Origin of the sequence: Nocardia sp. CA-129566 (genome assembly GCF_050956075.1) — a bacterium.
Classification (GTDB): Bacteria; Actinomycetota; Actinomycetes; order Mycobacteriales; family Mycobacteriaceae; genus Nocardia.
The window spans coordinates 472,277-498,233 of record NZ_CP192085.1 but is presented as its reverse complement, the minus strand read 5'-3'; the positions used below and the strand labels follow the sequence as shown (position 1 = coordinate 498,233).

21 protein-coding genes are annotated in these 25,957 nt (G+C 66.0%); 11 read left to right on the top strand and 10 right to left on the bottom strand.

The features are described 5' to 3' along the window. Positions 1–9 precede the first annotated feature (9 nt). The 3 genes from uca to ACQP0C_RS02205 all read left to right on the top strand — a co-directional run bounded on the left by uca (position 10) and on the right by ACQP0C_RS02205 (position 6,767). Positions 10–3,693, top strand: coding sequence for an urea carboxylase (gene uca, locus ACQP0C_RS02215; RefSeq protein ID WP_433730066.1), 3,684 nt, complete (start codon positions 10–12; stop codon positions 3,691–3,693). Continuing rightward, on the top strand, positions 3,690–5,423 hold the full coding sequence (gene atzF / locus ACQP0C_RS02210) for an allophanate hydrolase (protein WP_433730064.1): 1,734 nt from the start codon (positions 3,690–3,692) through the stop codon (positions 5,421–5,423). Before uca ends, atzF begins: the two co-directional genes overlap by 4 nt. Before the next feature lie 105 nt (positions 5,424–5,528). Next, on the top strand, positions 5,529–6,767 hold the full coding sequence (locus tag ACQP0C_RS02205; RefSeq protein WP_433730062.1) for an FAD-dependent monooxygenase: 1,239 nt from the start codon (positions 5,529–5,531) through the stop codon (positions 6,765–6,767). 740 nt (positions 6,768–7,507) lie between these two features. Here ACQP0C_RS02205 and ACQP0C_RS02200 read toward each other — a convergent pair. The 4 genes from ACQP0C_RS02200 to ACQP0C_RS02185 form a co-directional block, all read right to left on the bottom strand. Next, positions 7,508–9,010 carry a catalase gene (locus ACQP0C_RS02200; protein WP_433730060.1) on the bottom strand — a complete coding sequence of 501 codons (1,503 nt, stop codon included), beginning with the start codon at positions 9,008–9,010 and terminating at the stop codon, positions 7,508–7,510. A gap of 10 nt (positions 9,011–9,020) precedes the next feature. Beyond that, a complete protein-coding gene (locus ACQP0C_RS02195) occupies positions 9,021–9,446 on the bottom strand; it encodes a Fur family transcriptional regulator (RefSeq protein ID WP_433730058.1) in 426 nt (141 codons plus the stop codon). Positions 9,447–9,494: 48 nt separating this feature from the next. Further along, complete coding sequence (locus ACQP0C_RS02190; protein ID WP_433734396.1) at positions 9,495–10,727, bottom strand: tetratricopeptide repeat protein; 1,233 nt, start codon at positions 10,725–10,727, stop codon at positions 9,495–9,497. Positions 10,728–11,011: 284 nt separating this feature from the next. Then, complete coding sequence (locus ACQP0C_RS02185; protein ID WP_433730056.1) at positions 11,012–11,818, bottom strand: hypothetical protein; 807 nt, start codon at positions 11,816–11,818, stop codon at positions 11,012–11,014. 265 nt (positions 11,819–12,083) lie between these two features. Between ACQP0C_RS02185 and ACQP0C_RS02180 the strand changes: the two genes are divergently transcribed. From ACQP0C_RS02180 to ACQP0C_RS02170, 3 genes are all read left to right on the top strand, one after another. Next, positions 12,084–12,380, top strand: coding sequence for a hypothetical protein (locus tag ACQP0C_RS02180; RefSeq protein ID WP_433730054.1), 297 nt, complete (start codon positions 12,084–12,086; stop codon positions 12,378–12,380). A 271-nt stretch (positions 12,381–12,651) separates the two neighbouring features. Beyond that, positions 12,652–13,896, top strand: coding sequence for an APC family permease (locus ACQP0C_RS02175; protein WP_433730052.1), 1,245 nt, complete (start codon positions 12,652–12,654; stop codon positions 13,894–13,896). Between the two features lie 424 nt (positions 13,897–14,320). After that, positions 14,321–15,670: a serine hydrolase domain-containing protein gene (locus ACQP0C_RS02170; RefSeq protein WP_433730051.1), complete on the top strand. Its 1,350-nt coding sequence runs from the start codon at positions 14,321–14,323 to the stop codon at positions 15,668–15,670. A gap of 185 nt (positions 15,671–15,855) precedes the next feature. Here ACQP0C_RS02170 and ACQP0C_RS02165 read toward each other — a convergent pair whose 3' ends face one another. After that, a complete protein-coding gene (locus tag ACQP0C_RS02165; protein ID WP_433730049.1) occupies positions 15,856–16,803 on the bottom strand; it encodes an oxygenase MpaB family protein in 948 nt (315 codons plus the stop codon). Between the two features lie 77 nt (positions 16,804–16,880). Here ACQP0C_RS02165 and ACQP0C_RS02160 point away from each other — a divergent pair, with 77 nt between their 5' ends. Beyond that, positions 16,881–17,510: a TetR/AcrR family transcriptional regulator gene (locus tag ACQP0C_RS02160; RefSeq protein ID WP_433730047.1), complete on the top strand. Its 630-nt coding sequence runs from the start codon at positions 16,881–16,883 to the stop codon at positions 17,508–17,510. Positions 17,511–17,785: 275 nt separating this feature from the next. Further along, on the top strand, positions 17,786–18,196 hold the full coding sequence (locus ACQP0C_RS02155; RefSeq protein ID WP_433730045.1) for a hypothetical protein: 411 nt from the start codon (positions 17,786–17,788) through the stop codon (positions 18,194–18,196). Positions 18,197–18,401: 205 nt separating this feature from the next. On the opposite strand, the gene ACQP0C_RS02150 is transcribed toward ACQP0C_RS02155, so the two are convergent. Next, positions 18,402–19,316, bottom strand: coding sequence for an aminotransferase class IV (locus ACQP0C_RS02150; protein WP_433730043.1), 915 nt, complete (start codon positions 19,314–19,316; stop codon positions 18,402–18,404). 510 nt (positions 19,317–19,826) lie between these two features. Next, positions 19,827–20,246, bottom strand: coding sequence for a nuclear transport factor 2 family protein (locus ACQP0C_RS02145; protein ID WP_433730041.1), 420 nt, complete (start codon positions 20,244–20,246; stop codon positions 19,827–19,829). Positions 20,247–20,417: 171 nt separating this feature from the next. On the opposite strand from ACQP0C_RS02145, the gene ACQP0C_RS02140 reads away from it, so the two are divergent. Together ACQP0C_RS02140 and ACQP0C_RS02135 are read left to right on the top strand one after the other, a co-directional pair. After that, positions 20,418–20,984, top strand: coding sequence for a TetR/AcrR family transcriptional regulator (locus ACQP0C_RS02140; RefSeq protein WP_433730039.1), 567 nt, complete (start codon positions 20,418–20,420; stop codon positions 20,982–20,984). Between the two features lie 278 nt (positions 20,985–21,262). Further along, positions 21,263–22,126, top strand: coding sequence for a class I SAM-dependent methyltransferase (locus ACQP0C_RS02135; protein WP_433730037.1), 864 nt, complete (start codon positions 21,263–21,265; stop codon positions 22,124–22,126). 377 nt (positions 22,127–22,503) lie between these two features. Here the strand turns inward: ACQP0C_RS02135 and ACQP0C_RS02130 are convergent, their stop codons facing one another. From ACQP0C_RS02130 to ACQP0C_RS02120, 3 genes are all read right to left on the bottom strand, one after another. After that, positions 22,504–23,538, bottom strand: coding sequence for an aspartate-semialdehyde dehydrogenase (locus ACQP0C_RS02130; RefSeq protein WP_433730035.1), 1,035 nt, complete (start codon positions 23,536–23,538; stop codon positions 22,504–22,506). A 3-nt stretch (positions 23,539–23,541) separates the two neighbouring features. Next, entirely contained in the window at positions 23,542–24,807 is a 1,266-nt protein-coding gene (locus ACQP0C_RS02125; RefSeq protein WP_433730033.1) for an aspartate kinase, read from the bottom strand. A 65-nt stretch (positions 24,808–24,872) separates the two neighbouring features. Beyond that, on the bottom strand, positions 24,873–25,352 hold the full coding sequence (locus tag ACQP0C_RS02120) for an SgcJ/EcaC family oxidoreductase (RefSeq protein WP_433730031.1): 480 nt from the start codon (positions 25,350–25,352) through the stop codon (positions 24,873–24,875). A 113-nt stretch (positions 25,353–25,465) separates the two neighbouring features. Between ACQP0C_RS02120 and ACQP0C_RS02115 the strand changes: the two genes are divergently transcribed. Further along, positions 25,466–25,933 (top strand): MarR family winged helix-turn-helix transcriptional regulator, encoded by a 468-nt coding sequence (locus ACQP0C_RS02115; RefSeq protein WP_433730029.1) that lies wholly within the window; start codon positions 25,466–25,468, stop codon positions 25,931–25,933. Positions 25,934–25,957: the final 24 nt, after the last annotated feature.

Genomic DNA, 25,957 nt, shown 5'->3' with positions numbered 1-25,957 from the left:
GAGATTCCGGTGGCACTGGAGTTCGATACCGTCCTGGTCGCCAATCGCGGCGAGATCGCCTGTCGGATCATGCGCACGGCCCGCGCATTGGGCCTGAAGACCGTCGCGGTCTACTCGGACGCGGACGCTGGCGCGACACATGTCGAAATAGCCGATGTCGCAATACATCTGGGGCCGAGCCCGGCCGCCGAATCCTATCTGCGCGCCGACCGGGTGATCGATGCCGCCTTGTCGACCGGCGCGGGCGCTATCCATCCAGGGTACGGATTCCTTTCGGAGAATGCGGATTTCGCTACGACCGTCACCGACGCGGGGATTGCGTTCGTCGGGCCGACTCCGGAGCAACTGCGCATCTTCGGCGATAAGCACATTGCCAGGGAAACGGCCAGATCCGTTGGGGTACCACTGATTCCGGGCAGCGGGCTGCTCGAATCGGCCGAGCACGCGGTGGCCGAGGCCGAACGCATCGGCTACCCGGTGATGCTCAAGGCGGTCGGTGGCGGCGGCGGTATCGGCATGCAGGCCTGCGGCAATGCCGATGAGTTGCGCGCTGCGTATCGGCGGGTGCAGCGGCTGGCCGCGACGAACTTCTCCTCGACCGGTGTCTTCCTGGAACGGTTCGTGGCGCGGGCCAGGCATATCGAGGTACAGCTTTTCGGTGACGGTCGCGGACGCGTGGTCAGTCTCGGCACCCGGGATTGTTCGCTGCAGCGGCGCAATCAGAAGGTGCTGGAGGAGGCGCCGGCGCCCGGGCTCCCGCCGGGGCTGTCGCAACAGCTGCTCGCGGCGTCGCGGGAGTTGGCCAGGTCGGTCGGGTACCGATCGGCGGGCACCGTCGAATTCGTCTACGACGTCGACCGCGGTGCGGCCTCGTTCCTGGAGATGAATACCCGGCTGCAGGTCGAGCATCCGGTGACCGAGGCGGTGACCGGGGTCGATCTGGTCGAGTGGATGCTGCGGCTCGCGGGCGGGGATACCGCGATGGTGGACGAACAGCCCGAGAGCGGACCGGCGATCACCGGCTGGGCGGTCGAGGCGCGGGTCTACGCCGAGGATCCTGGGCAGGATTACCGGCCCAGTGCCGGATTGATCACCTCGGCGGCCTTCCCGGATCAGACTGTTCGATCCGCGCCCGGTGTTCGGGTCGACACCTGGATCGCCACAGGAACCGAGGTCAGCCCATTCTATGATCCGCTGCTGGCCAAGGTGATCGCATCGGGGTCCAGCCGCGACGCCGCCTTCGCGCAGTTGCGCGATGCGCTGGCCGCGACGCGGATCTATGGGGTCCAAACCAATCTCGCTCAGTTGCGTGCCGTAGGCGCCGATGCCGTCGTGCTCGGGGCCGAACATGTCACGACCACGCTGGCCGATATCCGGCCCGCCGGGCAGCGCATCGATGTGCTGCGTGGCGGCACCATGACCACGATCCAGGACCATCCGGGTCGAATCGGCCTGTGGCAGGTCGGAATTCCGCCATCCGGTCCGATGGACGATCTCTCGTTCACCCTGGCCAATGCCGCCGTCGGAAACCCCTCGGGCGTACCGGCACTGGAATGCACGCTGCAGGGACCGCGGCTGCGCTTCGCCGATACCACTGTGGTGTGTGTGACCGGTGCGCAGACGCCGGTCACGGTGGATGAGCAACCGGTTGCCATGTGGGAACCGGTGACCGTCCCGGCCGGATCGGTGCTCGATATCGGCGCACCGGCCGACGCGGGATTGCGCACCTACCTCGCGGTGCGCGGCGGCATCGATGCGCCGCTGTATCACGGCAGCTCGGCCACTTTCACTCTCGGTGGTTTCGGCGGCAGCACCGGCAAAGCCGTGGTGGCGGGCGATGTTCTGGGTGTCGTCGCGAATCGGGTGGATCTCGGTGCACCGCGCGCGGTGCAGCTCGACGAGCGGCCAGAATGCACCCATGTCTGGCGACTGGCCGTCGGTATCGGCCCGCAGACCTCGCCCGCATACTTCACCGACGCGGATATGGACCAGTTCTATTCGCACCCTTGGAAAGTCGGCAGCCACGCGAATCGCACCGGCATCCGCCTGGAGGGTCCGAAACCGACCTGGTCGCGCACCGATGGCGGCGACGCCGGACTGCATCCGTCGAATCTGCACGACAATCCGTACAGCGTCGGAACATTGAACGTCTCCGGCGATACGCCGATCCTGCTCGGACCGGACGGACCGAGCCTCGGCGGCTTCGCGTGTCCGCTGACCGTGATTTCGGCGCACCGCTGGAAACTCGGCCAGCTGCGCCCCGGCGACACCGTGCACTTCGTACCCGTCGACGACGATCGCGCCACCGCGCTGCGCCGTTCGCATGCCGCCCGCGCCCGCGCCGATATCCCCGACACCACAGCGGATTTCACCGCAGCCCGGAGTCTGCTCACCGGTTCCGGCGCTTCCGCCGGTCTGGACGATCGCGGCATCCTCGGCACCGTGGCCGCGGGCGCGGATCGCCCTCGGGTCGCCTATCTGCGCGGCGGCGATGACAATATCCTGGTCGAATACGGCGAGATGGTGCTGGATCTCGGGCTGCGCATGCGGGTGCACGCACTCGCGCAGGCGCTGGCCGATACCGGACTGCCGGGCATCATCGATGTGACGCCGGGTGTGCGTTCACTACACATCCACTTCGATCCCGATGTGCTGCCGCAGTATCGGTTGCTCGGCGCCTTGACCGAGCTCGAGCTCGAATTGCCCGCCACCCACGATCTCGTGGTGCCGAGCCGCACCATCCGATTGCCGCTGTCGTTCGATGATCCGTCCATCGCCGAGGCCATCGACCGCTATCGCAGCGGTGTCCGCGATACCGCGCCGTGGCTGCCATCGAATACCGAATTCATCCGCCGCGTCAATGGACTCGATAGCGTCGAGGATGTCCGTGCCGCGCTCTTCGACGCCGAATATCTGGTGCTCGGCCTCGGCGATGTCTATCTCGGTGCGCCACTGGCGGTTCCGCTGGATCCGCGACATCGGCTGGTCACCACCAAATACAATCCGGCGCGGACCTGGACGCCATCGGATGCCGTCGGCATCGGCGGCAAATATCTCTGCGTGTACGGGATGGCGTCACCGGGCGGCTATCAGCTGATCGGCCGGACGGTGCCGATCTGGTCCAGTTATCGACAGTACGCGCCATTCGAATCCGGCACCCCGTGGCTGTTCCGGTTCTTCGACCGGATCGTCTGGGAGCCGGTGACCGCCGAACAGTTGCTCGAGCAGCGCGCGGCCGCGGCGGCGGGACGTTTCGACGCCGAGGTCGGCGAGGGTACTTTCGCACTCGCCGACCATCTGCGGATGCTCACCGAAAATGCGTCGGCCATAGCGGAATTCGAGACCGGACAAGCCATCGCGTTCGAGGCCGAAAAGCAGGCCTGGCGCGCCGCGGGAGAATTCGAGCGCAGCGTGACCGTGGCGAGTGCGCCCGAACCCGCCACCGACCCGCTGGCCGGATTGCCGCCGGATGCGACCGTCGTCACCGCGCCGATGATCGGCAATGTCTGGCGAGTGGAGATCGAGGTGGGCCAGCGAGTCGGCGCGGGTGACCAGGTGGCCATCCTGGAAGCGATGAAACTGGAACTGCCGGTGCACAGCCCGGGCACCGGCACGGTATTGAAGGTGCTGGCCACCCCCGGCGCCAAAGTAGAGCCGGGAACCCCACTAGCAGTGATCGGAGCCGCCGAATGACCTCGGGCGTCCTGGGCAATACCGAAATCCACGGCACGCCGACCGGACGGGTCGCCACCGCGTATCGGCGCATCGCCGAGGTCGATCGGCCGGAGGTGTGGATCACGCTGCGCGCGCAGGCCGATGTGGCCGCCGATGCCGCGACCGTCGAGCGCCGCGTCGCCGCTGGCGAATCCCTGCCGCTGGCAGGGGTTTTGGTCGCGGTCAAGGACAATATCGACATCGCGGGATTGCCGACCACCGCGGCCTGTCCGGAATTCGCCTACACCGCCGAGGTCACCGCGGCGGCGGTCGAGCGCTTGATCGCCGCGGGTGCCGTGGTGCTCGGCAAGACCAATCTGGATCAATTCGCGACCGGACTGGTCGGGACCCGCAGCCCGTACGGCGCGGTCCGCCATGCCGAGGATCCGGAGTTGATCTCCGGCGGATCCAGTTCCGGATCGGCGGTCGCGGTGGCATTGGGTATCGCCGATATCGGAATCGGTACCGACACAGCGGGTTCCGGACGCGTACCGGCCGCGCTGCACGCAATCGTGGGCATCAAGGCCACCCTTGGCATCATTCCGGCACACGGTGTCGTCCCGGCGTGTGCGGACTACGACGCCGTGACGGTCTTCGCCACCGATCTGGACCGCGCGGTCGCGGCCGCCGCGGTGATGGCCGGACCGGAGCCGCGGGATCCGCGCAGCCGCACTTGGCCCGCCGACGTGCCACTCGCCGCACCGCGCACACCTCGACTCGCGATCCCCCGCGCGAAGGATCTCGCGGCGCTCAGCGAGCCGTACCGAGATGCCTTCGCCCGCACGGTATCCGCGGTGACCAGCGCTGGTATGACAACCGAAGAGGTGGATATTTCCGGCATGCTCGATGCCGCGCGGCTGCTGTACGACGGCGCGATCGTCGCGGAACGCTATGCGGCCGTCGGCGCCTTCCTCGACACCGCACCGGCGAGCGCCGACCCGACCGTCACCGCGATCATCAAGGCCGCGCGGGCCACCACCGGTCCGGGCTTCGCGGCCGATCTGGACGCGCTGGCCAGAGCCAAGGCCGCGGCCGCGGTGACACTGCGGGGATTCGCGGGTCTGCTGCTGCCGACGACCACGGAGCATCCGAGTATCGCCGCGGTACAGGCGGATCCGGTCGACATCAACCGGCGGATGGGCACCTACACGAACTTCTGCAATCTGCTCGATATGGCGGCGGTGGCCGTGCCCGGTCTACCCACCGCGACCGGAGCACCGTTCGGGGTGATGGTCGTGACACCCGCCTTCGACGATCAGATCGCCATCGATATCGCCGCCCGCATCCTCGGCAACGACACCGCGCCGACACTGATCGACAGCGGTGTGGAGCTTGCCGTATTCGGCGCACATCTGCGCGGTCAGCCACTGCACTGGCAACTCGAGGAGATCGGCGCGCGCTTCACCGGGGAGATCCGCACCACCGATGCCTATCGCCTGACCGCACTGGACACCACGCCGCCGAAACCGGGACTGGTGCGCCACGGCCCCGGACTCGGCGCGCCGATCCTCGGCGAACTGTTCCGGGTATCGGCGGCGGGCCTCGGCAGCTTTCTTGCCGCGCTACCCGCGCCAATGGCGCTGACCAGCATCGAACTCTCCGACGGCGGCGCGGTCATCGGCTTCGCCTGCACCTACGACGCCGCCCGCACCGCCACTGACATAACCTCTTTCGGCGGCTGGAAGGCCTATCTGCAGAGCCAGAACTAACTCGCTACCTCACTATACGAACGTCTTACACATTTGTACTAGACAGACGTGCAACCCGTCTGTTAGACATATGTGCAAGACAAACGAGTCAGTGAGGAACAGACCATGAGCACCAACCACTCCGCCACCACCCAGCCTCGGATCCTCGTGTGCGGCGGCGGGATCGGCGGCAATGCCGTTGCCCTGCAGCTGCTGCGGGCCGGGATCCGGGCGACCGTGGTCGAGCGTGCCGCCGAGCCGCGCCCGGGCGGGCAGGCCGTCGATCTGCGCGGCCCGAGCGTCGAGGTGGCGGAGCGGATGGGGCTGATGCCCGGAATCCGCAAGTCCCAACTGGATGAGCGCGGCATGGTCTTCGTGGACAGCGAGGGCAAGGAGCTGCTGCGCATGCCCGCGGAGGTCTTCGAGGGCAAGGGGACGGTCGCCGAGATCGAGATCACCCGCGGCGATCTGAACCAGGTGCTGCTCGATCTGCTCGCCGAGGCGGGCGGAGTGGACTACCGCTATGGCGAATGGGTCACCGAGATCAGCCAGGACGACGCGGGCGCGGAGGTCACCTTCGCCTCCGGCACCACCGAGCGGTTCGACATCGTCATCGGTGCGGACGGACTGCATTCCGCGACCCGGCGCCTGGTCTTCGGACCGGAGGAGCAGTACTCCACCTACCTCGGCGGCTACATGTCCTTCTTCACGCTACCCACGCCCGCGTACGCGGAGCCGCACTGGATCGCGATGAACTCGCTGGTCGGCGCGACGGGTGTCGGACTGCGCCCGGATGCCGATCCGGCCACCTGCAAGGCGCTCGTGGTCATTCGTGATGCGGCGAATCCGGCACTGCGCCGCGATGTCGCGGCACAGCAGCAGCTCATTCGCGAGCGGCTGGCCGACGGCGGCACGATCGCGAGCACCGTCTGTGACGCCATGGCCGAGGCGAATGACTTCTACTTCGACGAACTGGCCCGCATCGACGTCCCGAACTGGTCCGAGGGCCGGGTGGTGCTGCTGGGCGACGCGGGCTACTGCGGTTCGCCGCTCACCGGGCAGGGCACCGCCATGGCGCTGGTCGGCGCCTACGTGCTGGCCGGTGAAATCGCCGCGCACGCAACCGATCCCACGCAGGCGCTGGCTCGCTACGAAGAGGTGCTGCGCCCGTTCGTGGCCACCGCCCAGGAACTGCCGCCCGGCGGCCTGCGGTCCATGACGCCGCAGTCCAAGTTCGGCATCCGCGCTGGCCTGTTCGTCAGCAAGCTGATGACCACCAAGGTCATGAAGCCGCTGATGATGAAGATGCTCACCAAGACCGAAAGCTACGACCTGCCCGATTACTCGGTTCAGACCGTCGGCTGAACGCCGCGCTTCGCCGAGACCGGCACCGTGCGCCACGGTGCCGGTCCTCGCGTTTGCCGCGACATTGTGCGGACCCGAGGCGGAGTTCCAACCGCCCGGCCGGGCCGATCCCCCTCGTGAACCGGCCCGGCCCATATCTGTGGATGGGATCTGGGCGTGCACCGAATGGTTACCTTCGGCAGCGGCGAGCGCAGGTTCGCCGGTCAGCTCCGGGAAGAGCCATCCGAAGTGGTTGCCCCCGATAAAGCTCCAGCCGGGCCGGTCACCCCTCGTGGACCGACCCGGCTGGCGCTACCCCCGTGACGCGACCTGTTACCCCTCGTGAACAGGTCGAGCCCGGTTCCCCACCCCCGGTGGTGGCTTAGTACCGCCGGTGTTGACACAAACAATGCCGCCGCGGGCTTGTTGGGCACTTAAGAAGACCTTGCAGATGAAAAACCGCAGGTAGAGGCGCTATTTACACGGGATCCCGACAAGTTTGCAGCACGTCGGCGCGAATCGGCGGATGATGGGAATGAGGGTGCAAAGGAGATTGGAGCGGCGATGGAGACCGTGATTGTCTGGGTGCTGGCCACCCTGCTTTATTGGTGGGGCCTGTTGTAGTTCCGAAGCCTGGGGCCCGTCGAATCCTGCCCCTCTATAACGAAACGGCTCCGCCTCCGACCGAAATGGTCAGGGGCGGAGCTGTTTTCGCCAACGCTCGTCAGCGACCGCGTACCGGCTGCCGCGGCTCGGGCAGGTCAGCCCTCGAGTCCGGCGCGGACACCTTCCTCGATGCGCTTGCCGAGCTCTTGGTCCACGTTCTTCCAGTACTCGAAGACACGGGACAGTACGGGCTCGCGCACGCCGCCGAGCACGTGCCCAACGATATTGGCCACCAAGCGATCCCGCTGGTCGTCGTCGAGAACCTCACGCACCAGGGTGCCCGCCTGGGTGAAGTCGCCGTCTTCGGCGTGCTCGATATACCCCGCGCGAACGGCGCTCACCCGCCCCGTCGGCTCCGCCGACTGCCGTCCCCCAGTGGTGGGGTCGAACTCCCAGATGCCGCCATCGGGCGCCTGCTCGGGGTCGGCATGCGGGCCGCCGAACGAATTAGGCGCGTAGACGGGCACCTTCGCGTCGTTGTAGTCGTAGCGCATGGCGCCCTCCTTGGAGTAGGAGTTCACCTCGGCGGCCCTGGCCCGGTTCGGCGGCAGCTGCGCGTAGTTGGTGCCGATGCGGTAGCGGTGCGCGTCCGCGTAGGCGAATACCCGGCCGAGCAGCATCTTGTCGGGCGAGAAGCCGATGCCGGGAACGACATTCGAGGGTTCGAAGGCGGCCTGCTCGATATCGACGAAGTAGTTGCCAGGATTGCGGTTCAGCGTCCACTTGCCGACCTCGATCAGCGGGTAGTCCCGATGCGACCACACCTTGGTCAGGTCGAACGGGTTGAAGCGATAGCCCTCGGCCTCGGCGACCGGCATGACCTGCACATGCAGCGTCCAGCTCGGGAACTCACCGCGCTCGATGGCCTCGTACAGATCACGGCGGTGGTAGTCGCCGTCGGCACCGGCGAGGCGGTCGGCCTCGGCCTGGGTCAGGTAGTCGATGCCCTGATCGGTCTTGAAGTGGTATTTCACCCAGAAGCGCGCACCGTCGGCATTGATCCACTGATAGGTGTGCGAGCCGTAGCCGTTCATATGCCGATAGGTCTTCGGGATGCCGCGGTCACCCATCAGCCAGGTCACCTGGTGGGCGGTCTCCGGACGCAGGGTCCAGAAGTCCCACTGCATGTTGTTGTCGCGGAGTCCGCTGCCGGGCAGGCGCTTCTGCGAACGGATGAAGTCGGGGAATTTGATCGGATCCTTGATGAAGAAGATCGGGGTGTTGTTGCCGACGAGGTCGTAGTTGCCGTCCGCGGTGTAGAACTTCACCGCGAAACCGCGCGGATCACGCCAGGTGTCCGGGCTGCCCTGCTCGCCAGCGACGGTGGAGAACCGGACCAGCGATTCGGTCCGGGCACCCGGCTGGAACAGCTCGGCCTTGGTGTAGCGGCTGACATCGTTGGTCACTACCAGCTCGCCGAAGGCGCCGGCGCCCTTGGCGTGCACGATGCGCTCCGGCACGCGCTCCCGGTTGAACTGGGCCAACTTCTCGATGAGGTAGTGGTCGTGCAGCAGGATCGGGCCCTGTGTGCCCGCGGTGAGCGATTCGTTATCGCTCTGGACCGGCGTTCCGGCATTCGTGGTTGTCGGCGTGGTCAATGCAGCCTCCTCAGCTCGTACGGCAATTCGGGCACAGTCCCCAGAAGACGACCTCTGCCTCGTCGATGACGAACCCGTTGGCGTCCTCGGGTTCCAGACAGGGGGCACTGCCCACGACACAGTCGATGTCCACGACCGTGCCGCAGCTTCGGCACACCAGATGGTGATGGTTGTCCCCGGTCCGGGTCTCGTAGCGCGCGGGCGAACCGGCCGGCTCGATGCGCCGCAGGATTCCGGCATGCACGCAGGCCCGAAGCACGTCGTAGACGGCCTGCGTGGATACCGAACCCAATTTCTCCCGGACGGCGGCGGCCACTCGATCGGCCTCCGAATGCGGACGGGCCGCGACCGCGTTCAGCACCGCGACCCGCGCGGCCGTGACCCGCAGGCCTGCCGCGCGCAGCTGTGCCTGCGGATCGGTGGCGTTGGTGTGCATGGAACCGATGGTTATCGCTTTTCTTGAATAAGTCAAGAAAATGATCTCTTAAAGATTAGGTGGCGGGCAGCCCATGGCGCGCATTTCGGCGCGCACCCGATCCGCCAGCGGAACGCCGATGCTCTCGTAGATGCCACCCGCCTCCGCCAAGGCGGTGCAGGCTTCCGATAGGTATCCGGTGTCAGCGGCGACATGCCCCAGACTGCGCAGCACATCGGCGCGGCCGTGCCGGTTGTTGATCCGATCCGCGTCGCGCAATGAGTCGACGTAGCGGCGGCGAGCGGCGTCGTAGTTCCCCAACTGCCGTTCGAGATGCCCGATCCCGCGCAGGATCTCCTCCTGAGCGAGCGCGAGATTGATCTCGATCGCGATGTCGTAGGCATCGGAAAACCGCTGGCGCGCTTCCTCGAACCTGCCCGCATTGCGTTGGACGTGCCCGAGTCCCCACAGCGACCAGACCTCGCCGTGCCGATCGCGGATATGGCAGGCGATCTCGAGTGCGTCCTCGTAGTAGCGGCGCGCGCTGTCCCAGTCCTCGGCCAGCCGGGCGACATGAGCGAGGCCGCGCAGGGCATCGCCCTCGATCTTCGGGTGGTTGATCTGACGTGCGGTGCGCAGTGCGTCGGTGTAGTTCTGCCGGGCGGTGCCGTTATCGCCGAGCCGCCGGACGACTTCGGCATGTCCCCACAGCGCCGATGCCGCGCGGGCGCGGTCGCCGGCACCGATGGCAATGGCCCATGACCTCCTGAAATGCTCCGTGGCGGCCGCGTAATTGCAGGCCAGCCGTTCGACGTGGCCGAGGCCATTGCGGGCATCGCATTCGGCGGGGGGATAGTCGATATCGCAGGCCATCCGCAGCGCCTTGGTGTAGAAACGTTCGGCGTCACCGTGATCGCCGATGCGCCAGGCGGTTTGGCCGAGTTCGCACAGCGCCTCGGCCTGACACCGTGGATCACCCACCGCCACCGCGATCCGGCGGGCCAACCGGAATCCGGTTCGGGCCGCACCATAGAAGCCGCCGATCTGATCGATCCGCCCCAGTTCCAGCAGCGCGTACGCTTCGGCGCGCTGATCGCCGATATGGCGGGCGGCCTGTAGCGCGCGGTCGTAGAGCCGATGGGCGTCCGACCACCAGCCCAGACCCCACAGTGCGGGGGCGAGCAGTCGCGCCAGTTCCGCGGTTTCGGCGGTCGGGCTCGCGGCGTCGATTATGGCGAGCAGGTTTTCGCGTTCCGCGATGAGCCATTCGTCGACCTGCGCGAATTCGGCGGAGGCGTACATATCCTCCGAGTGCGCGTGCCTATTGCCCGGCCCCAAGGGTCCCGGTCGACCCATTCGGCGGGCGATCGCCAGATTGCCCACGACCAAACACGCGACGACGACCGCGTGGTCTGATGCCGAATCCTCCTGTTCGGCATGCAATCTCGCGAACAATCGGGTCAGATCGTGCAGCCGATAGCGGCGGCCGCCGGTGCGCCGGGAGCGCGAATAGTCCAGAAAGCCCGCCTCGAACAGCTCGCGCAACAAGGCTTTTGCCTGATTGTTCGGCACGGCGGCCAGCATGGTTATGGTGTCGGCGGTGATCTCGGCACCCGGATACCAGCCGAGCACGCGCAAGGCCCTGCGTTGCAGCGGATCACGCATGCGCTGATAGGAACCCTCATAGGCGGCCAGCAGCGATTCCCCCTCGGTGGTGAACCGATCGAGAATGCCCTCGGCAGCCGATTCGCCGAGAATGTAGTGCGCCACTGGTCCGCGCGCAGGGCCGGATCCGCCTCGATCGACTCCGGCGGCACGCCGATTTCCAGTAGCAGCCGTTCGAGCACATCGGCAGGTTCGCGGGGTTCGCGGTCCACGGTGTGGCCGTGCATATCGATCCAGATGGTGCCGTCCGGATAGTGCCTGGCGAAGGCGGCCACCGCATATCTGGCCAGCACCGTTTTGCCCACTCCCGGCGGACCATCGATCACATGCACCGATGAGACCCGACCCTGCACATGGCCGACGACGCGTTCGTGCAGTTCGCTCTTCGGAATGTCGGGGTCGCTAGGTGTTTCAGCACCGCCATGGTCGGACGCATCCCGGCGGGCTTGCCGGTGCTCGGCCTCGTTCTGCCGCTGGGCCATGCCTCGTTCGGAGATCCGGCTCGACCGCATGGCCGCCTGGTCGCCGACGATCTCGTTGTACCGATCGGCGACCGCCGCCTGAGTGAAGTCATTGGCATGCCGCCACGCCGTGCGCGGGCGGCAGCCGCGCTGGCGCAACTCGATGGCCATCGGTTCGAGCAGTTGCTTATCGGTCAGTCCGAGTGCGATCAGTCGTTCCCGTAGTGCGCGGCGATCATCCGCGCCGAATCCGTTGCCATCTCGCATCGCCGAGTACCTCCGAGCGAAATTCCCCCCGGCGCGGTGACTCCCGACGCACCGCCCGCAGGCGAACCTGGCCCCCGGCGCCGGAAAATCGGGGCGACGTTGCGATATTTCCTGGGTACCAGCACTGTTTCGGCAGGTCAAGCGATGCTCGAAGCCGAAGAAATGCGCATGTCGGCTGGGATCGCGACGCACCGGATCGCATTGCCACCATGGAATGACTCGACGCGGACATTCGGTGTCGACACGAAGGAAGGGGGAACCGGCGATGTTCATCATGCTCGGTCCATTGGCCATCGGAATTCCGATCGGCGGAAGTATTGCCCTGCGCCTGGGGTACGCGATCATGGCGATGGTCGCTATGGCGATAGCGGTATTGCTGTTCATCATGGGCAGTGGTGTGGGCGCGGTGACGCCCGCACAGGATGCGCCGCTGGGGGTTCCGACGAGCAGCACCGCACCCGTCGCCTGCCAGATGTTCTGCACGCCGAGGGAGGCGCCGCGATCCGGGGAGGTGCAGTTGGGTGTGGCGAAGCGGGTCCTGCACCCGAACATTGCATTGTGATCTAGTTCACATTCGGTCACGCGGAATAAGTCGGGACGGTGGGTGGTTGATCAGCACTGTCGGCGTCCGGACAGCCCCGGGCCTCACCCCATTTGTCGCTTCGAGCGACCACTCGCCGAGAGGCGCTTGTGGGACGTCGGCACCGGAGTCGTGACGCTGGCGTGGCGTCCGTTGGCTCAGCGCCGCCAGGTGACCCCTGTTCCTGGCGGCGTTTCGCATTTCCCGGGCGGCCCGATTCGTGGTTCGCGGCGCTGTGGCCGATGATGCAGCCATGGCAACGCACGGCGATGCGCTCCAGCGCAGGCTCGGGCTCACCGATTCGGTGATCATCGGGCTCGGATCGATGGTCGGCGCTGGCATCTTCGCGGCGCTCGCTCCCGCGGCGGCAGCGGCGGGCAGTTGGCTGCTGCTCGCGTTGGCGGTTGCCGCGCTGCTCGCGTATTGCAATGCGACGTCCTCGGCGCGGCTGGCGGCGCGGTATCCCGTGTCGGGCGGCACCTATGTTTACGGACGCGAGCGCCTGGGTGCGTTCTGGGGATATCTCGCCGGGTGGGGGTTCGTCGCGGGCAAGACCGCCTCGTGTGCGGCAATGGCGCTGACGGTCGGCGGCTATGCGTGGCCGGAACATTCGCGGGTCGTCGCGATCGCGGCGGTGGTCGCGATCACCGCGATCAACTACACCGGGGTGCAGAAATCGGCGCTGGCCACCCGGCTCATCGTCGCGGCAGTGCTGTCCGTGCTCGCGGTGGTGATCGGGGTGGGACTGTTCGGAAGCCATTGCGCCGCAACGGCTCTGCCGGACCGGATCGGGCCGCGCCGGGTATTGGAGGCGGCGGGATTGCTGTTCTTCGCCTTCGCGGGATATGCCCGCATCGCCACCCTCGGCGAGGAGGTGCGCGACCCCCGGCGCACGATTCCGCGCGCCATCATGATCGCGCTCGGGCTCGCGCTCACGGTATATGCGCTGGTTGCGGTGACGACGCTGGCGGTACTCGGATCCGCGGGTCTCGCGCACGCGATCGACCCGCTGGCCAGGGTCGTCTCGACTGCCGGAGTGCCGGGTCTGGCACCGGTTATCCGGATCGGCGCGGTACTCGCGGCCGCCGGATCCCTGCTCGCACTGATTCTCGGGGTCTCGCGCACAGTGCTCGCAATGGCGCGCGACCGCCATCTGCCGGGCGCGCTGGCCGCGGTGCATCCCCGCTTCGGCATCCCGCATCGGGCGGAATTGGCGGTCGGCGCGGTGGTTGCGGCAGTGGCCGGAACCTTCGATCTGCGTGCGGCCATCGGCTTTTCATCGTTCACAGTGCTCGTGTACTACCTGATCGCCAATGTCTCGGCCGCGACATTGACCGCGGCGGAGGATCGTCCGGCACGCTGGGTGCCGATCGCCGGTGCGGCCGGATGCGTGGTCGTCGGGCTGTCATTGCCCGTCGGCTCCGTACTGGCCGGGCTCGCGGCCCTCGCCGTCGGCGGCTGTTGGTACGCCGCACGCAGTTGGTCCGCACGCGACTAAAGCGCCGCGAGGAGTTGATTCCCGGCGCCATTCGGACCGGCAGTGCCCTCGACGTGACGAAAATCGGCGGTGGCCTCACCTGAGACACGACTCAGCCCGCGCCATTCACGGCGCCCGGCTGGAACAGCGGCCGATGTCGCACGGTATGACCGCCGAAAGGGGAGCATCAGCGGGAACCCAGGGCAGGCCGAAGGGAATCGCCGTTCGGACCAGCCGTGCCCTCGGGCAGAGCGGACATCGGCCATGGTGTCACCCGAGGCGCGGCGCGCGCGATCTCGCGGCACTCGATTGTGGGAGTAGCTGAGGTCGCACTGTATGACCGCCGCAGGCGGGCGTCGGGAATGCGGTGGGGGCGGGAGGCAATCGCCAGCACATCCGCCTGTTGCACGATGTGGCAGGGGGTTGGCGCGATAGCCTCATGCGCATGGGGCGCATCTACGGATTCCTGGCCGGAATTGCGGCGGTATCGCTGGTGGCGGGGGGTGTTTTCGCGGGCGGGGCGCAGGCGCAGACGGATGCTCAGGTGACGTGTGGGATGTCGTCCGGGCGGGAGTTGGAGCGGGCGGCGCCGGAGCAGGTCGGGTTGGATTCGGAACCGCTGGCGCAGGCAATGGCATTCGCGAGTGGGCGCAATCGACTGAATGTGCAGGTCTTCCGGCACAATTGCCTGGTCGGCGAGGGCCCTACCAATGCGCAGACCGGGAATGTCGCCTGGAATATCTGGAGCGCCACCAAGAGCGTTGTTTCGCTGCTCGCCGGAATTGCGTGGGATCAGGGCAAACTGGATCTCGACGCGCCGATCGGCCAGTATCTGCCGCCGGGGCTCGGCGATGATCAGCATCGGTCGATCACCGTCGAGAATCTGCTCACCGAGACCTCCGGGATGAAGGTCGGTGTGCTCACCGAGGGCGTCACCGGGGTGATTCCGGTCGATCCGAATAGTGCGGTACAGGCGCTCGGAGTGCCACTGGACCATCCGCCGGGTGCGGTATTCAGCTACAGCCAGCGCAATGTCGATCTGCTCTCGTATGTCATCGAATTGGCCGTCGGTGAGCCGCTGCAGCAGTTCGCACAGCGTGAGCTTTTCGATCCGCTCGGCATCGAACGCGGGGACTACTACTGGGCGCGCGATCGCGCCGGGCACACCTACGGATACGCCCATCTGCTGATCCCCCCGAACGATTTCGCCAAACTCGGTCTGCTGGTGAGCAATAACGGACGCTGGGGTGCACAGCAACTCGTCTCCCAGACGTATCTGCGCAAGGCACACCAACCGTCGCCAGCGAACAAGTGCTACGGCTATCTGTTCTGGGTCGGGCCGGGATGCGCGGAGACCCCCGACTACCTGCCCGCCGATGTGTACACGATGGCCGGGCTCGGCATGCAGAACATCTTCATCGTGCCGAGTCTGGATCTGACGGTGGTGTGGACCGGCGTCTTCGGAAATGTCAGCGGCGAGGGCATTTTGGGGAGCGTGCAGGACACCGCGGAATTGCCGTACGAATTCTTCCGCCGGTTGTTCGCGGCATTCCAGGACCATCGGGTGCCCGATCCGGGTCCGTACGTGGAGCCCCCGCTGGTCTTGGATCCGAACCGATTCGTGGATACGAATATCCTGCTCGCGGTCTTCGGCGTCGGACCGGCCGCCTATCCGGGCTGCAATGTCTTCAGCTGCCTGAACTATCCGCTGTCGCCACCGTTCGCGGATACCGCACCGGGATGCGTCATTCTGGTCTGCCTCGGTCCGGATCCGCGCACGCCGGGGATCCGCTGAGTCACACGCAGTGCGATGCGTCGACCGCGCGATCGCGTAGTCCGCAGCCGAAGCAGGTCCATATACCGCGACAGCGGCCGTCGACCATGGCGCGATTCAGAGATTCCGCTGACGCACAGCGATTTCCGCGCACTTATCACGGCCCGTAACGGTCGCACGTCGAAGGCTGTTCATGCTTCCGCCTTTCACTGCAGTGCGGGTGACGGCGCGTCCGTGGTCACAGCGCGGTCCGAGATCGACTCTCGCGCTGCCGCGGCACGTCGAATATTGTTCATGATCTGATCTTTTCGACGCAGCGCGACGACGCGGGTAATCGTGCGCAGCGGCGGCGGCACTACCCGGGCGACAAGTCGGATCACCGCGGCGTAGCGGCACAGCCACTGCTCATCGCGCGCGGACCAGTCGAGGCCGAGTCGGGCGCGCACCATCGGCGGCAACACGCCGGTGTTCACCCAGACCGCGAGCGGTCCGACGATGCGCCACATGACCAGCTTCCACAGCCAGGCCGGGATCGGCGGCGGCACCGGTGGCCGCGACATTGTTTCCAGCACGTCGTCGACGCAGGGGTGGTGTTCGAGGCGCTCGTGCACGACCTGGTCGAACCATGTCTCGAAAGACGAAAGGTCCTTGGGCACGGCGCGTTCCGGGAGTCCGGCCAGTAAAGCGGTGTGCCGCCAGCCATCGTAGAGTTCGGCGCGTTGCGCTGCGGTGAGGCCGGATCCGAAACGGGTCGCGACGATTTCGGTGGCCCAGTGCGCGGTGGCGAGGACGAAGAAGTAGGCCTCGGGCTCCCAGGCGTGGTAACGCCGACCGACATGGTCGACGCCGCCGATGCGCTTGTGCATGGCCCGGATATCGCGGCCGAAGGCGGCGGCGTCGTCGCCGTAGAAGGCCAGGGCGAGGGTGGGCCAGTAGGAGCGGTCGAAGCGGCCGATCGGATCGGTTTCGAAGATGGAGTGTTCGGCCACACCCGAGCCGATTACCGGATGCGCGACCTGCAATAACAGTGCGCTCGGGGCGAGCATGATCAGCCGCCAGTCCGCGGCGAGGCGGGCGGTCAGCGAGTCCTTGTTCAGGCCGGGCAGATCGGCGTGCGCCGCGGTCGGATCGGACGCGTCGGTGAGTCCGGTCATGCCAACTCCTCAATTGGGAATCAATTGTCTCTCGAATAGACGTTAGATTCAGGAAACAAATGTGTCAAGATTGATGGATGGTTCAGGCTGCGCGCAGCTACGGCGGGGTTTCGGCGGATCAACGTCGCGCGACGCGGCGTGAGCAGCTATTGGAGGCCGCATTCGAGGTGATGGCAACCGAGGGTGCGGGCGGTCTGACGATCCGAACGGTCGCCAAGGAGGCCGGGCTGTCCACCCGGTTCGTCTACGAGAGTTTCACCGATCTCGACGATCTGATCGGAGCCGCGTTCGAACTGGCCTTCCGTCAACTGTCGAACACGGTCGGCGAGGCGGCCGCGAGTGCCGCACCGGATCGCCGGGCGACGGTCACTGCCGTGGTCGAAGCGCTGGTCGATTTCTTCCTGGCCGCACCGGCCAAGGGAAAGATCCTGTCCACCAAGGCATATGGTCATCCGGCCGTGGCCGAGCGGCGACTGGCGCGCTCGGAGGACGTCTCGCGCGCCTTCGGTGGTATCCTGTCGCGCCTGGTTCCCGATCGTGATCCGGACGACCCCGCCATCGACCTCACCGCACGGTTTCTGGTCGGCGCGTTCGGCGACACCGTCACCGCATGGATCCAGCAGGCCCTGCCCTATCCCCGCGACAAATTCGTACACGACAATGTCGAACTCTTCCTCGGCGCCATCGCCGCCTTGGAGCGGTTGTAAGGATTCACCCGCGTCGCCATCGACCATCCACCGGTTCCGGCGCTGTATTGGGCGTCGTGGATCTCGACGGTATGCGGGGGCGGGAGGTGACCCGGGATCGGCACGCGTCATGGGCGGCCGGAAACACCGTCTGACAGGCGGTTTCAGCTGAACCCGGAGGTCCCCAGTTGCGGGAAGGGTAGCGGGGGTAGCTGGTTTGGCTAACCTGGGAACTCCGACTGTGGCGGGCCTGCCGTCACGGGAAGTCGAAAGCTACTGCGTCCTCGAAGGTTTGCATGACTCGCACCACTCCGCCGCGGCCGGTCGATGTCGCGGCTGTCTTCCCTGCTCTGGCGCCGTTGGCGCGCACCGCGACCCGGCTGCACCCGCGCCCCGGAAACCCCTCGCCGCAGGACAGTTCGGTTGGCGGGCCACTGCTGTGGCCGGCGTCGAAGCCGTGGCCGCACTGCGACGACCTCCATGCGGAGTGGTACAAGGTCATGACGCTGGCGGACGCCAGGCTGGAGCGAAGGATCCTGGCCGCCACCCACGGCAGAGCAATGACCGCCGAGCAGCGGGAGACCTTCAACCGGATCAACGAGGGTATCCCGATACCCGACGACCCGATCGTGATGCTGCCAACTACGTCGTGTACCCCGACCCGGCGCGACCGAGCTGGATCACAATCGGCGATGTCTGGAACCTGATCATCCGCACCTGCCCGGAATCGCCCGACCACCCACACATCCAGCTGACGCAATAGCCAGCGAACCACAGAGCCCGCCGCGACCAGGCGGGTCGGCAGAGCCGCGAGCCCAGCCGTCCCCCAAGGGATATGACCTCCTCGCATATCGAGTGGCTACCTCGCACACGGTAGAGCTTGTGCGCGATGGTTACTGCTTATGCGGGAGATCAGCTCAGGGGGGTGAGCCAGGCGTGGTGGGTGTCGGTGCGGAGGGCGGCGGTGTGGCGTTTGCGGAGGGTTTGGGTGAGGGGGCCGGGGTGGCCGTTGGCGATGAGGCGGCCGTCTACCTCGGTGATGGGGGAGGTGCCCGATGAGGTGCCGGTGACGAAGACCTCGTCGGCGATGTAGAGCTCGGTGAGGTCGATGGTGCGCTCGACTACTGGGATGCCGTCCTCGGCGGCGAGGGTGAGGATGGTGCGGCGGTTGATGCCGTCGAGGATGTCGCAGGACACATCCGGGGTGATCAGGGCGCCATTGCGGACGAGGAAGATATTGGCGGCGCTGAGTTCACAGACGTGGCCGTTGCCGTCGAGGAAGATGCAGTCGTCGTAACCGCTGTCGATCGCATCCTGTTTGGCCAGCACCGAATTGACGTACGCGCCATTGACTTTTGCCCGCGAGGGAATCGCATTGTCCGGAATGCGCCGCCACGGACTGGATTTCAGGCGCATACCGTCCTGGGGCACGATCGGCACCGCCTCGTAGACGAAAATGCTGACCTGAATCGCGCACCCACGAACTCGGGTGCCAGGAATCGATTCGACGACATGCACTGTCGCACGGACGAATACATCCTCGGTCGGCGAATTGGCGGCGATCAGATCGATGACCGCGGTACGGAATCGCGTGAAGTCCCATTCGGCCGCGAACCGATCGATGCCGATGATCTTGCAGGATTCCTCGAGTCGCCGGAAATGGTCGTCGAGTCGAAATGCGGTGCGCGCCGATCCATCCACATGCACCGGGAACACTGTGTACACACTCAGGCCGTACAGCACCGCCGACGATGCGACAGCGACCGACGCCGCCTGCGCGTCAACGATCCGGTCCCCGAAGTACACCTGTGGATAAGGATTCACCATCGGCGCAGGCTAGCAGCCGGAACCCGGGCGGTGCGACGATATTTTCGCAGCGACCGCCCGGTGCGGGTCAGGTCTCCACGAGTCGGGCGAAACGCACCACATCGATGTAGTCACAGAACAATTCGACCTCGCCACCCAGGACGCGAGGCGGCGACATTTCGGATCGCCCGGTACTCGTCAGTCCTGCACGAACCGGACGAAACGCACCACATCGATGTAGTCACAGAACAATTCGACCTCGCCACCCAGGACGCGACGCGGCGACATTTCGGATCGCCCGGGTACTCGTCAGTCCTGCACGAACCGGGCGAAACGCACCACATCGATGTAGTCACAGAACAATTCGACCTCGCCACCCAGGACGCGACGCGGCGACATTTCGGATCGCCCGGGTACTCGTCAGTCCTGCACGAACCGGGCGAAACGCACCGCATCCATATAGTCACAGAACAGTTCGACCTTGCCGCCCGGGGCGAGGCAGCGGCGGGTTTCGGATCGCCCCGGTGCTGGTCAGTTCTCCACGAGTCGGGCGAAGCGCGCGGTATCCATGTAGTCGCGGAACAGCGTGACCTTGCCGTCGCGCACGCGAATCACATTGACGGAGGTGCGAACCCGCGCCCGCTCGGCGCCGGGCATCGTCATATCCACCTCGTTCTCCACGAAAACCACCTCGGGATCGGCAGTTTCGTACACCTGTGGATAGATCCCGTGCACCTCGATCGCCGAAATTCCGGACCAGCGCTGCGCGAGATGCGCCCGGATCTCCTCGCGCCCGACCAGCCGGTTCGGCATTCCGGGGATGACGAAGGGGATCTCGAATACCGCATCCGGTGCCATCAACTCGGCGAATGCGTCGGCATCGCGGGCAGGCAGCTCGCGGAAGATCCGTTCGACCAGCTCACGCGGACTTTCCACCGAAGTCTCGACCATGAAAACACCTTCTTCAGTTAAGCGGAACGTTGACCCCGTTTATGATCCGGAACGATCACCCCGTTTGTCAATGGTTTCGGTAAACTCGTCCCTCATGACCGGGCGCAGCAAGACAACCCACGACACCACCCTGCCGGTCGCAGCGGAATCGAGCGCCAGCGAGATCCGGCTGTGACCGATAGCGAGCAGCCGCGCCCGTTGCGCGCCGACGCGCGCCGCAATCGCGACCGGGTACTCGCCGCGGCGCAGGCGGCATTCGCCGAGGAAGGCATTTCGGTGCCGCTGGACGAAATCGCCCGCCGCGCGGGCGTCGGCGCCGGCACCGTCTATCGCCACTTCCCCACCAAGGAAGCCCTTTTCCAGGCCGCGATCGTGGATCGCGTCGAGCGCATGATCACCCACGCCCGCGACCTGGCCACCGCCCCCGACCCCGGCCGCGCCTTCTTCGAATTCCTCGACACCATGGTCACCGAAGGCGGCGTCAAACGCGACCTCGCCGACGCCGTCGGCGGCCACGACTCCCCCGGCTACCTCGCCCCGGTCCGCGACCTGAACGCCGCCATCAGCGAATTACTCACCCGCGCACAACAATCCGGTGCCGTACGAACCGACATGGACATCAACGACCTGATGCGCCTCTTGAAAGGCGGATTCATGGCCGCCCACGACACCGGCGCCACCAACGAACAACGCCACCGCACCTTCACCATCCTCTTCGACGGAATGCGCCCCCACTAACCGGACCATCCCCGCGTCCAACCCGCCAATGACGCGAAACGCCCTGTACAACAGCGCATTACGCCACCCCCAAGCTCCACTTCCCCTAACCCACCTGGACAGTTGATCACCATGCACTGATGCAGCTAAACGTCGAGAAGGCGCTGCATCAGCGCATTCTCGAGGGGTCGTTGTGTGTGAAGGGGGATCGAACTCGCCATCGTTCACATGAGCTGGGTTGAGGTGTCCCATTTGTTGGGAGTGATGACCGGGGCCGGACCGGTTGGATTCTTGGAGTCATGGACATCGACCATGCCCCCGGCCAGATGCATTCCGCCGTGGATTCGCTGCGACTGGACTTGAACCAGTTGGCATCGGACAGATCGACGATCACAACGAAACCCCGTCGCCGCCGAGAGTTCGTCCCGACCCGGCTCGCGACGCCCGCTACCGAAATCGGGTCGGCTCCGGCCGTGCGATGCCGACCGGTCGGCCTCGTGTGGTGGAGTATGGCGGGTATGGGCAGTGATCAGCATCAACATTGGGAGCAGACCTATCGGTCTCATCCCGGGATGTACGGCGACCAGCCCTCCGAAGCCGCGGTCTATGCCAGCGGCATGTTCCGCGCCGCGGGGGTGCGCGATGTTCTCGAACTGGGTGCCGGGCATGGACGTGATGCGCTTTTCCTGGCCCGATCCGGGTTCCGGGTCACCGCTACCGATTTCAGCACGGTCGGGTTGACGCAACTGCAGGCCGCTGCCGAAGCCGCCGGCGTCACCACCCGGGTGCAGGCGGTGGAACACGATGCGCGCGAACCGATCCTCTTGCCCGACAACACATTCGACGGCGTGTTCGCCCACATGCTGCTGTGCATGAACCTGTCGACCGACGACATCCTCGCGCTGACCGCCGAAATCCGCCGAGTCCTGCGACCGGGAGGAACCTTCGTCTACACCGTCCGCCATACCGGCGACGCGCACTACGGCAACGGCATCGCATACGGCGACGACATCTACGAACATGGTGGATTCGCCGTCCATTTCTTCACCCGAGCCCTGGTCGACCAGGTCGCCGAAGGATGGAACCTGGTCCAGATCCACTCTTTCGAAGAAGGCGAATTGCCCCGCCGCCTATGGCGCGTCACCCAAACCCTGCCAACGTAATCCCCACACCGACGAGCTCATCGACAGCCCATAAGGATCCAGTCCAACTCGGATCACATCGCGCGGTCCGGCCGAGACTCGCCGCGCGACCAGTGCGCCGAAAGCCCTCACCCGACAGCAAGACTCGATGTTCATGATCCGACGATGCACGCCGCCACCATGAACTGCTGCGCACGGCACGCAAGCGTTGCGATCGGAGAAGGCGAATTGCCCCGCCTGTGCGCATCACCCGAACTCGGCCAACGTAATCCCGCATGACGAGCCTCATCGACCCATGAGCTGCTGGGGACGGTACCGACGCGTTGCGATCTTCGGCGGGCCGAATACCGAACGGGCCGTTCGGATCTCGCGATCGGAACGGCCCGTTCGGTCAGAGGTCAGCGCTGGGCCAACAGAACTTCGGCGATTTGAATGGTGTTGAGGGCGGCACCCTTACGGAGGTTGTCGCCGGAGATGAACAGCGCGAGGCCGCGGCCATCGGGGACGCCCGGGTCCTGGCGGATGCGGCCGACGAGCGATTCGTCCTTGCCTGCAGCGGCCAAGGGGGTGGGCACGTCGGTGAGCTGGACGCCGGGGGCCTTGGCGAGGATTTCCTTGGCGCGCTCGACCGATATCGGTTCGGCGAATTCGGCATTCACCGACAGCGAGTGGCCGGTGAAGACCGGGACCCGCACGCAGGTGCCGCTGACCAGCAGGTCGGGCAGGCCGAGGATCTTGCGGCTCTCATTGCGCAGTTTCTGGTCTTCATCGGTTTCGAAGGAACCGTCGTCGACCAGCGAACCGGCGAGCGGGATCACGTCGAAGGCGATCGGCGCGACGTACTTGTTCGGGGCCGGGAACTGCACCGCACTGCCGTCGTGCACCAGCTTTTCGGCATCGTCGACCACGGCGCGCACCTGCGAGGCCAGCTCCTCGACACCGGCCAGGCCGCTGCCGGAAACCGCCTGGTAGCTCGAAACAACCAGGCGCTGCAGCCCGGCCACCTCGTGCAGCGGCTTGAGCACCGGCATCGCGGCCATGGTGGTGCAGTTCGGGTTGGCGATGATGCCCTTGACCAGATTGCGGGTCTGCTCCGGATTCACCTCGCTGACGACCAGCGGAACCTCGGGATCCTTGCGCCACGCCGACGAGTTATCGATCACAGTGACACCGGCCGCCGCGAAACGCGGGGCCTGCACCCGGGACATGGTGGCGCCCGCGGAGAACAGCGCGATATCCAGGCCGGTGGGATCGGCGGTCTCGGTGTCCTCGACCACGATCTCGCCGCCGCGCCACGGCAGGGTCTTACCCGCCGAGCGGGCCGAGGCGAAGAAACGCACCTCATCGGCCGGGAAGTCGCGCTCCTCCAGCAGTTTTCGCATGACGGCGCCGACCTGGCCGGTCGCGCCGACGACTCCTACCCGTACGCCCATGGCTTAACGTCCTGTTCCCGCGTGGACGACGGCGACCTCGTCGCCGCCCAGATCGAAGGCCTTGTGCAGCACCTGCACGGCCTCGTCCAGTTCGGTGTCCTTGACCAGCACCGAGATCCGGATCTCGGAGGTGGAGATGAGATCGATGTTCACACCCGCGTTCGCCAGCGCCTCACAGAACGTGGCGGTGACGCCCGGATGGCTCTTCATACCCGCGCCGACCAGCGAGACCTTGCCGATGTGGTCGTCGTAGAGCACCTGCGAGAAGCCGATCTCGTCCTGACGCTTGGTCAGCATCTCCACCGCACGCGCGCCCTCGGTCTTGGGCAGGGTGAAGGTGATATCGGTCTTGCCCGTCTCGATCTTGGAGATGTTCTGCAGGACCATATCGATATTGATCTCCGCGTCGGCGATCGCGCGGAACACCTTGGCGGCGTAACCCGGTTCGTCCGGCAGTCCGACCACGGTCACCTTGGCCTCGCTGCGGTCGTGCGCGACGCCCGTGAGGATTGCTTGCTCCAAGGGGATGTCCTCCATCGATCCATAGACGTAGGTGCCGGGCTTGTCGGTATACGACGAGCGCACATGCACCGGAACGTTGTAACGGCGCGCGTATTCCACACAGCGCAGCATGAGTACCTTCGCGCCGCAGGCCGCGAGCTCGAGCATCTCCTCATAGGAGACCTGCTCCAGCTGCTGGGCGTCGGGCACGATCCGCGGGTCGGCGGTGAAGACGCCGTCCACATCGGTGTAGATCTCGCACACGTCGGCGTGCAGCGCCGCGGCCAGCGCGACCGCGGTGGTGTCGGAACCGCCGCGGCCCAGCGTGGTGACATCGCGGCTGTCCTGGCTGACACCCTGGAATCCGGCGACCAGCACGACCAGCCCCTGGTCCAGCGCGTCGCGGACCCGGCCGGGCGTGACGTCGATGATCTTGGCGTTACCGTGCGAGCCGGTGGTGATCACACCTGCCTGCGAGCCGGTGAACGAGCGGGCCTCGGCACCGAGCGAGTGGATGGCCATGGCGACCAGCGCGTTGGAGATGCGCTCGCCGGAGGTGAGCAACATATCCATTTCGCGGGCGGGCGGCGCTGGCGCCACCTGCTGGGCCAGATCGAGCAGTTCGTCGGTGGTATCGCCCATGGCCGAGCAGACGACCACCACATCGTGGCCCTGCTTCTTCGTTTCGACGATCCGTTCAGCGACGCGCCGGATCCGCTCGGCGGTTGCCACCGAGGATCCTCCGTACTTCTGAACCACGAGAGCCACGACAGGGTCCTCCAAGATCGACAAACAGCTGCTAACAGCTCCCCAGAGTACCGGCCGAGGTCGACCTAATTTGCTGGTACCTCCCGGCCCGGCAGCGTCGAGGGGGCCTGACGCGAGTCGATCTTGATGCCGATCGCTTCCATGAGCGGGTGCGTTTTCGTGTTCTGGAACGCAGCGATCAGCCACTCGTCGTGCTCGCGAACGACGACCGTCGTCTGCACCTTCATGGCGCGGCGGGTGCGGCGCTGACGCGGCTCGAGCATCCAGCCCCGGCCGTGCACGACCGCCACATCCGGGGTGAGAAACCGCAACTGGGTGATCTCACCTTCCAGGTGGGTGTTCTTCAGGTATTTCGCGAACAGCGGGGTATGCGAATCGCGGATGGCCGCGCGTCCCTTGAAATGGGTGCCGATCCAGGTGACGTAGTCGGCGTCGGGCGTGAACACGGTCGCGTACGCCTCGGCATCGCCCGCCGCCCACGCCGCGTTCTGCCGTTCGAACAACGCGAGAATCGCGGCCTCATCGGCCTGCTGATCAACGGACATGACAACCTCCGAACCAGGTTCCGATCAGCGTAAGATCTGAACAACTCAATAACTGATCAAGTAAATAGTTGACTGAGTAAGATATTGATCGAGTGAGACGAGGATGTCAAGGGATGCCCGAACGCACGGATTTGGCGACGGCACTGACCATCGCGGCCCAGCAGAGCGCCAATGACGGCGTGATGATGCATCAAGCGGTCGCCGATCGGCTCGGCATGCACGTGACCGATCTGCGCTGCCTGAACATGCTCCGACTCGGCGGTCCCGCCACGGCCGGTGAACTCGCGACCCGCACCGGACTGACCACCGGCGCCGTCACCCGGATGATCGACCGGCTGCTGAAGGCCGGATATGTGCGGCGCGAACACGACGACAAGGACCGCCGTCGCGTCGTCATCACTGCGGTCCGGGAGCGCATCGATGAGATCGCGCCGCACTACGAGGTGCTGGCCAGGGAGTTCGGTGCCGCGATGGCTGAATACACCCCTGAGCAGCTCGAGCTCGTACTGGATGTGTTCCAGCGACTGCACGAGACCGCGGTGCGCGTCACGGCCCTGCTGCGCGACACCGAATCCGGATAACTCGACCGCCACATCCCAGGAGGA

Excerpts from the sequence above, each read along its gene's own strand:
- ACQP0C_RS02195 (WP_433730058.1), bottom strand. The coding sequence starts at position 9,446 with ATGCACACCAACGCCACCGATCCGCAGGCACAGCTGCGCGCGGCAGGC.
- ACQP0C_RS02180 (WP_433730054.1), top strand. The coding sequence starts at position 12,084 with ATGTTCATCATGCTCGGTCCATTGGCCATCGGAATTCCGATCGGCGGA.
- ACQP0C_RS02135 (WP_433730037.1), top strand. The coding sequence starts at position 21,263 with ATGGACATCGACCATGCCCCCGGCCAGATGCATTCCGCCGTGGATTCG.
- ACQP0C_RS02150 (WP_433730043.1), bottom strand. The coding sequence starts at position 19,316 with ATGGTGAATCCTTATCCACAGGTGTACTTCGGGGACCGGATCGTTGAC.
- ACQP0C_RS02160 (WP_433730047.1), top strand. The coding sequence starts at position 16,881 with ATGGTTCAGGCTGCGCGCAGCTACGGCGGGGTTTCGGCGGATCAACGT.
- ACQP0C_RS02155 (WP_433730045.1), top strand. The coding sequence starts at position 17,786 with ATGACTCGCACCACTCCGCCGCGGCCGGTCGATGTCGCGGCTGTCTTC.
- ACQP0C_RS02120 (WP_433730031.1), bottom strand. The coding sequence starts at position 25,352 with ATGTCCGTTGATCAGCAGGCCGATGAGGCCGCGATTCTCGCGTTGTTC.
- ACQP0C_RS02165 (WP_433730049.1), bottom strand. The coding sequence starts at position 16,803 with ATGACCGGACTCACCGACGCGTCCGATCCGACCGCGGCGCACGCCGAT.
- ACQP0C_RS02175 (WP_433730052.1), top strand. The coding sequence starts at position 12,652 with ATGGCAACGCACGGCGATGCGCTCCAGCGCAGGCTCGGGCTCACCGAT.
- ACQP0C_RS02205 (WP_433730062.1), top strand. The coding sequence starts at position 5,529 with ATGAGCACCAACCACTCCGCCACCACCCAGCCTCGGATCCTCGTGTGC.
- ACQP0C_RS02190 (WP_433734396.1), bottom strand. The coding sequence starts at position 10,727 with ATGTACGCCTCCGCCGAATTCGCGCAGGTCGACGAATGGCTCATCGCG.
- ACQP0C_RS02145 (WP_433730041.1), bottom strand. The coding sequence starts at position 20,246 with ATGGTCGAGACTTCGGTGGAAAGTCCGCGTGAGCTGGTCGAACGGATC.
- ACQP0C_RS02185 (WP_433730056.1), bottom strand. The coding sequence starts at position 11,818 with ATGCGAGATGGCAACGGATTCGGCGCGGATGATCGCCGCGCACTACGG.
- ACQP0C_RS02130 (WP_433730035.1), bottom strand. The coding sequence starts at position 23,538 with ATGGGCGTACGGGTAGGAGTCGTCGGCGCGACCGGCCAGGTCGGCGCC.
- ACQP0C_RS02170 (WP_433730051.1), top strand. The coding sequence starts at position 14,321 with ATGGGGCGCATCTACGGATTCCTGGCCGGAATTGCGGCGGTATCGCTG.
- atzF (WP_433730064.1), top strand. The coding sequence starts at position 3,690 with ATGACCTCGGGCGTCCTGGGCAATACCGAAATCCACGGCACGCCGACC.
- ACQP0C_RS02115 (WP_433730029.1), top strand. The coding sequence starts at position 25,466 with ATGCCCGAACGCACGGATTTGGCGACGGCACTGACCATCGCGGCCCAG.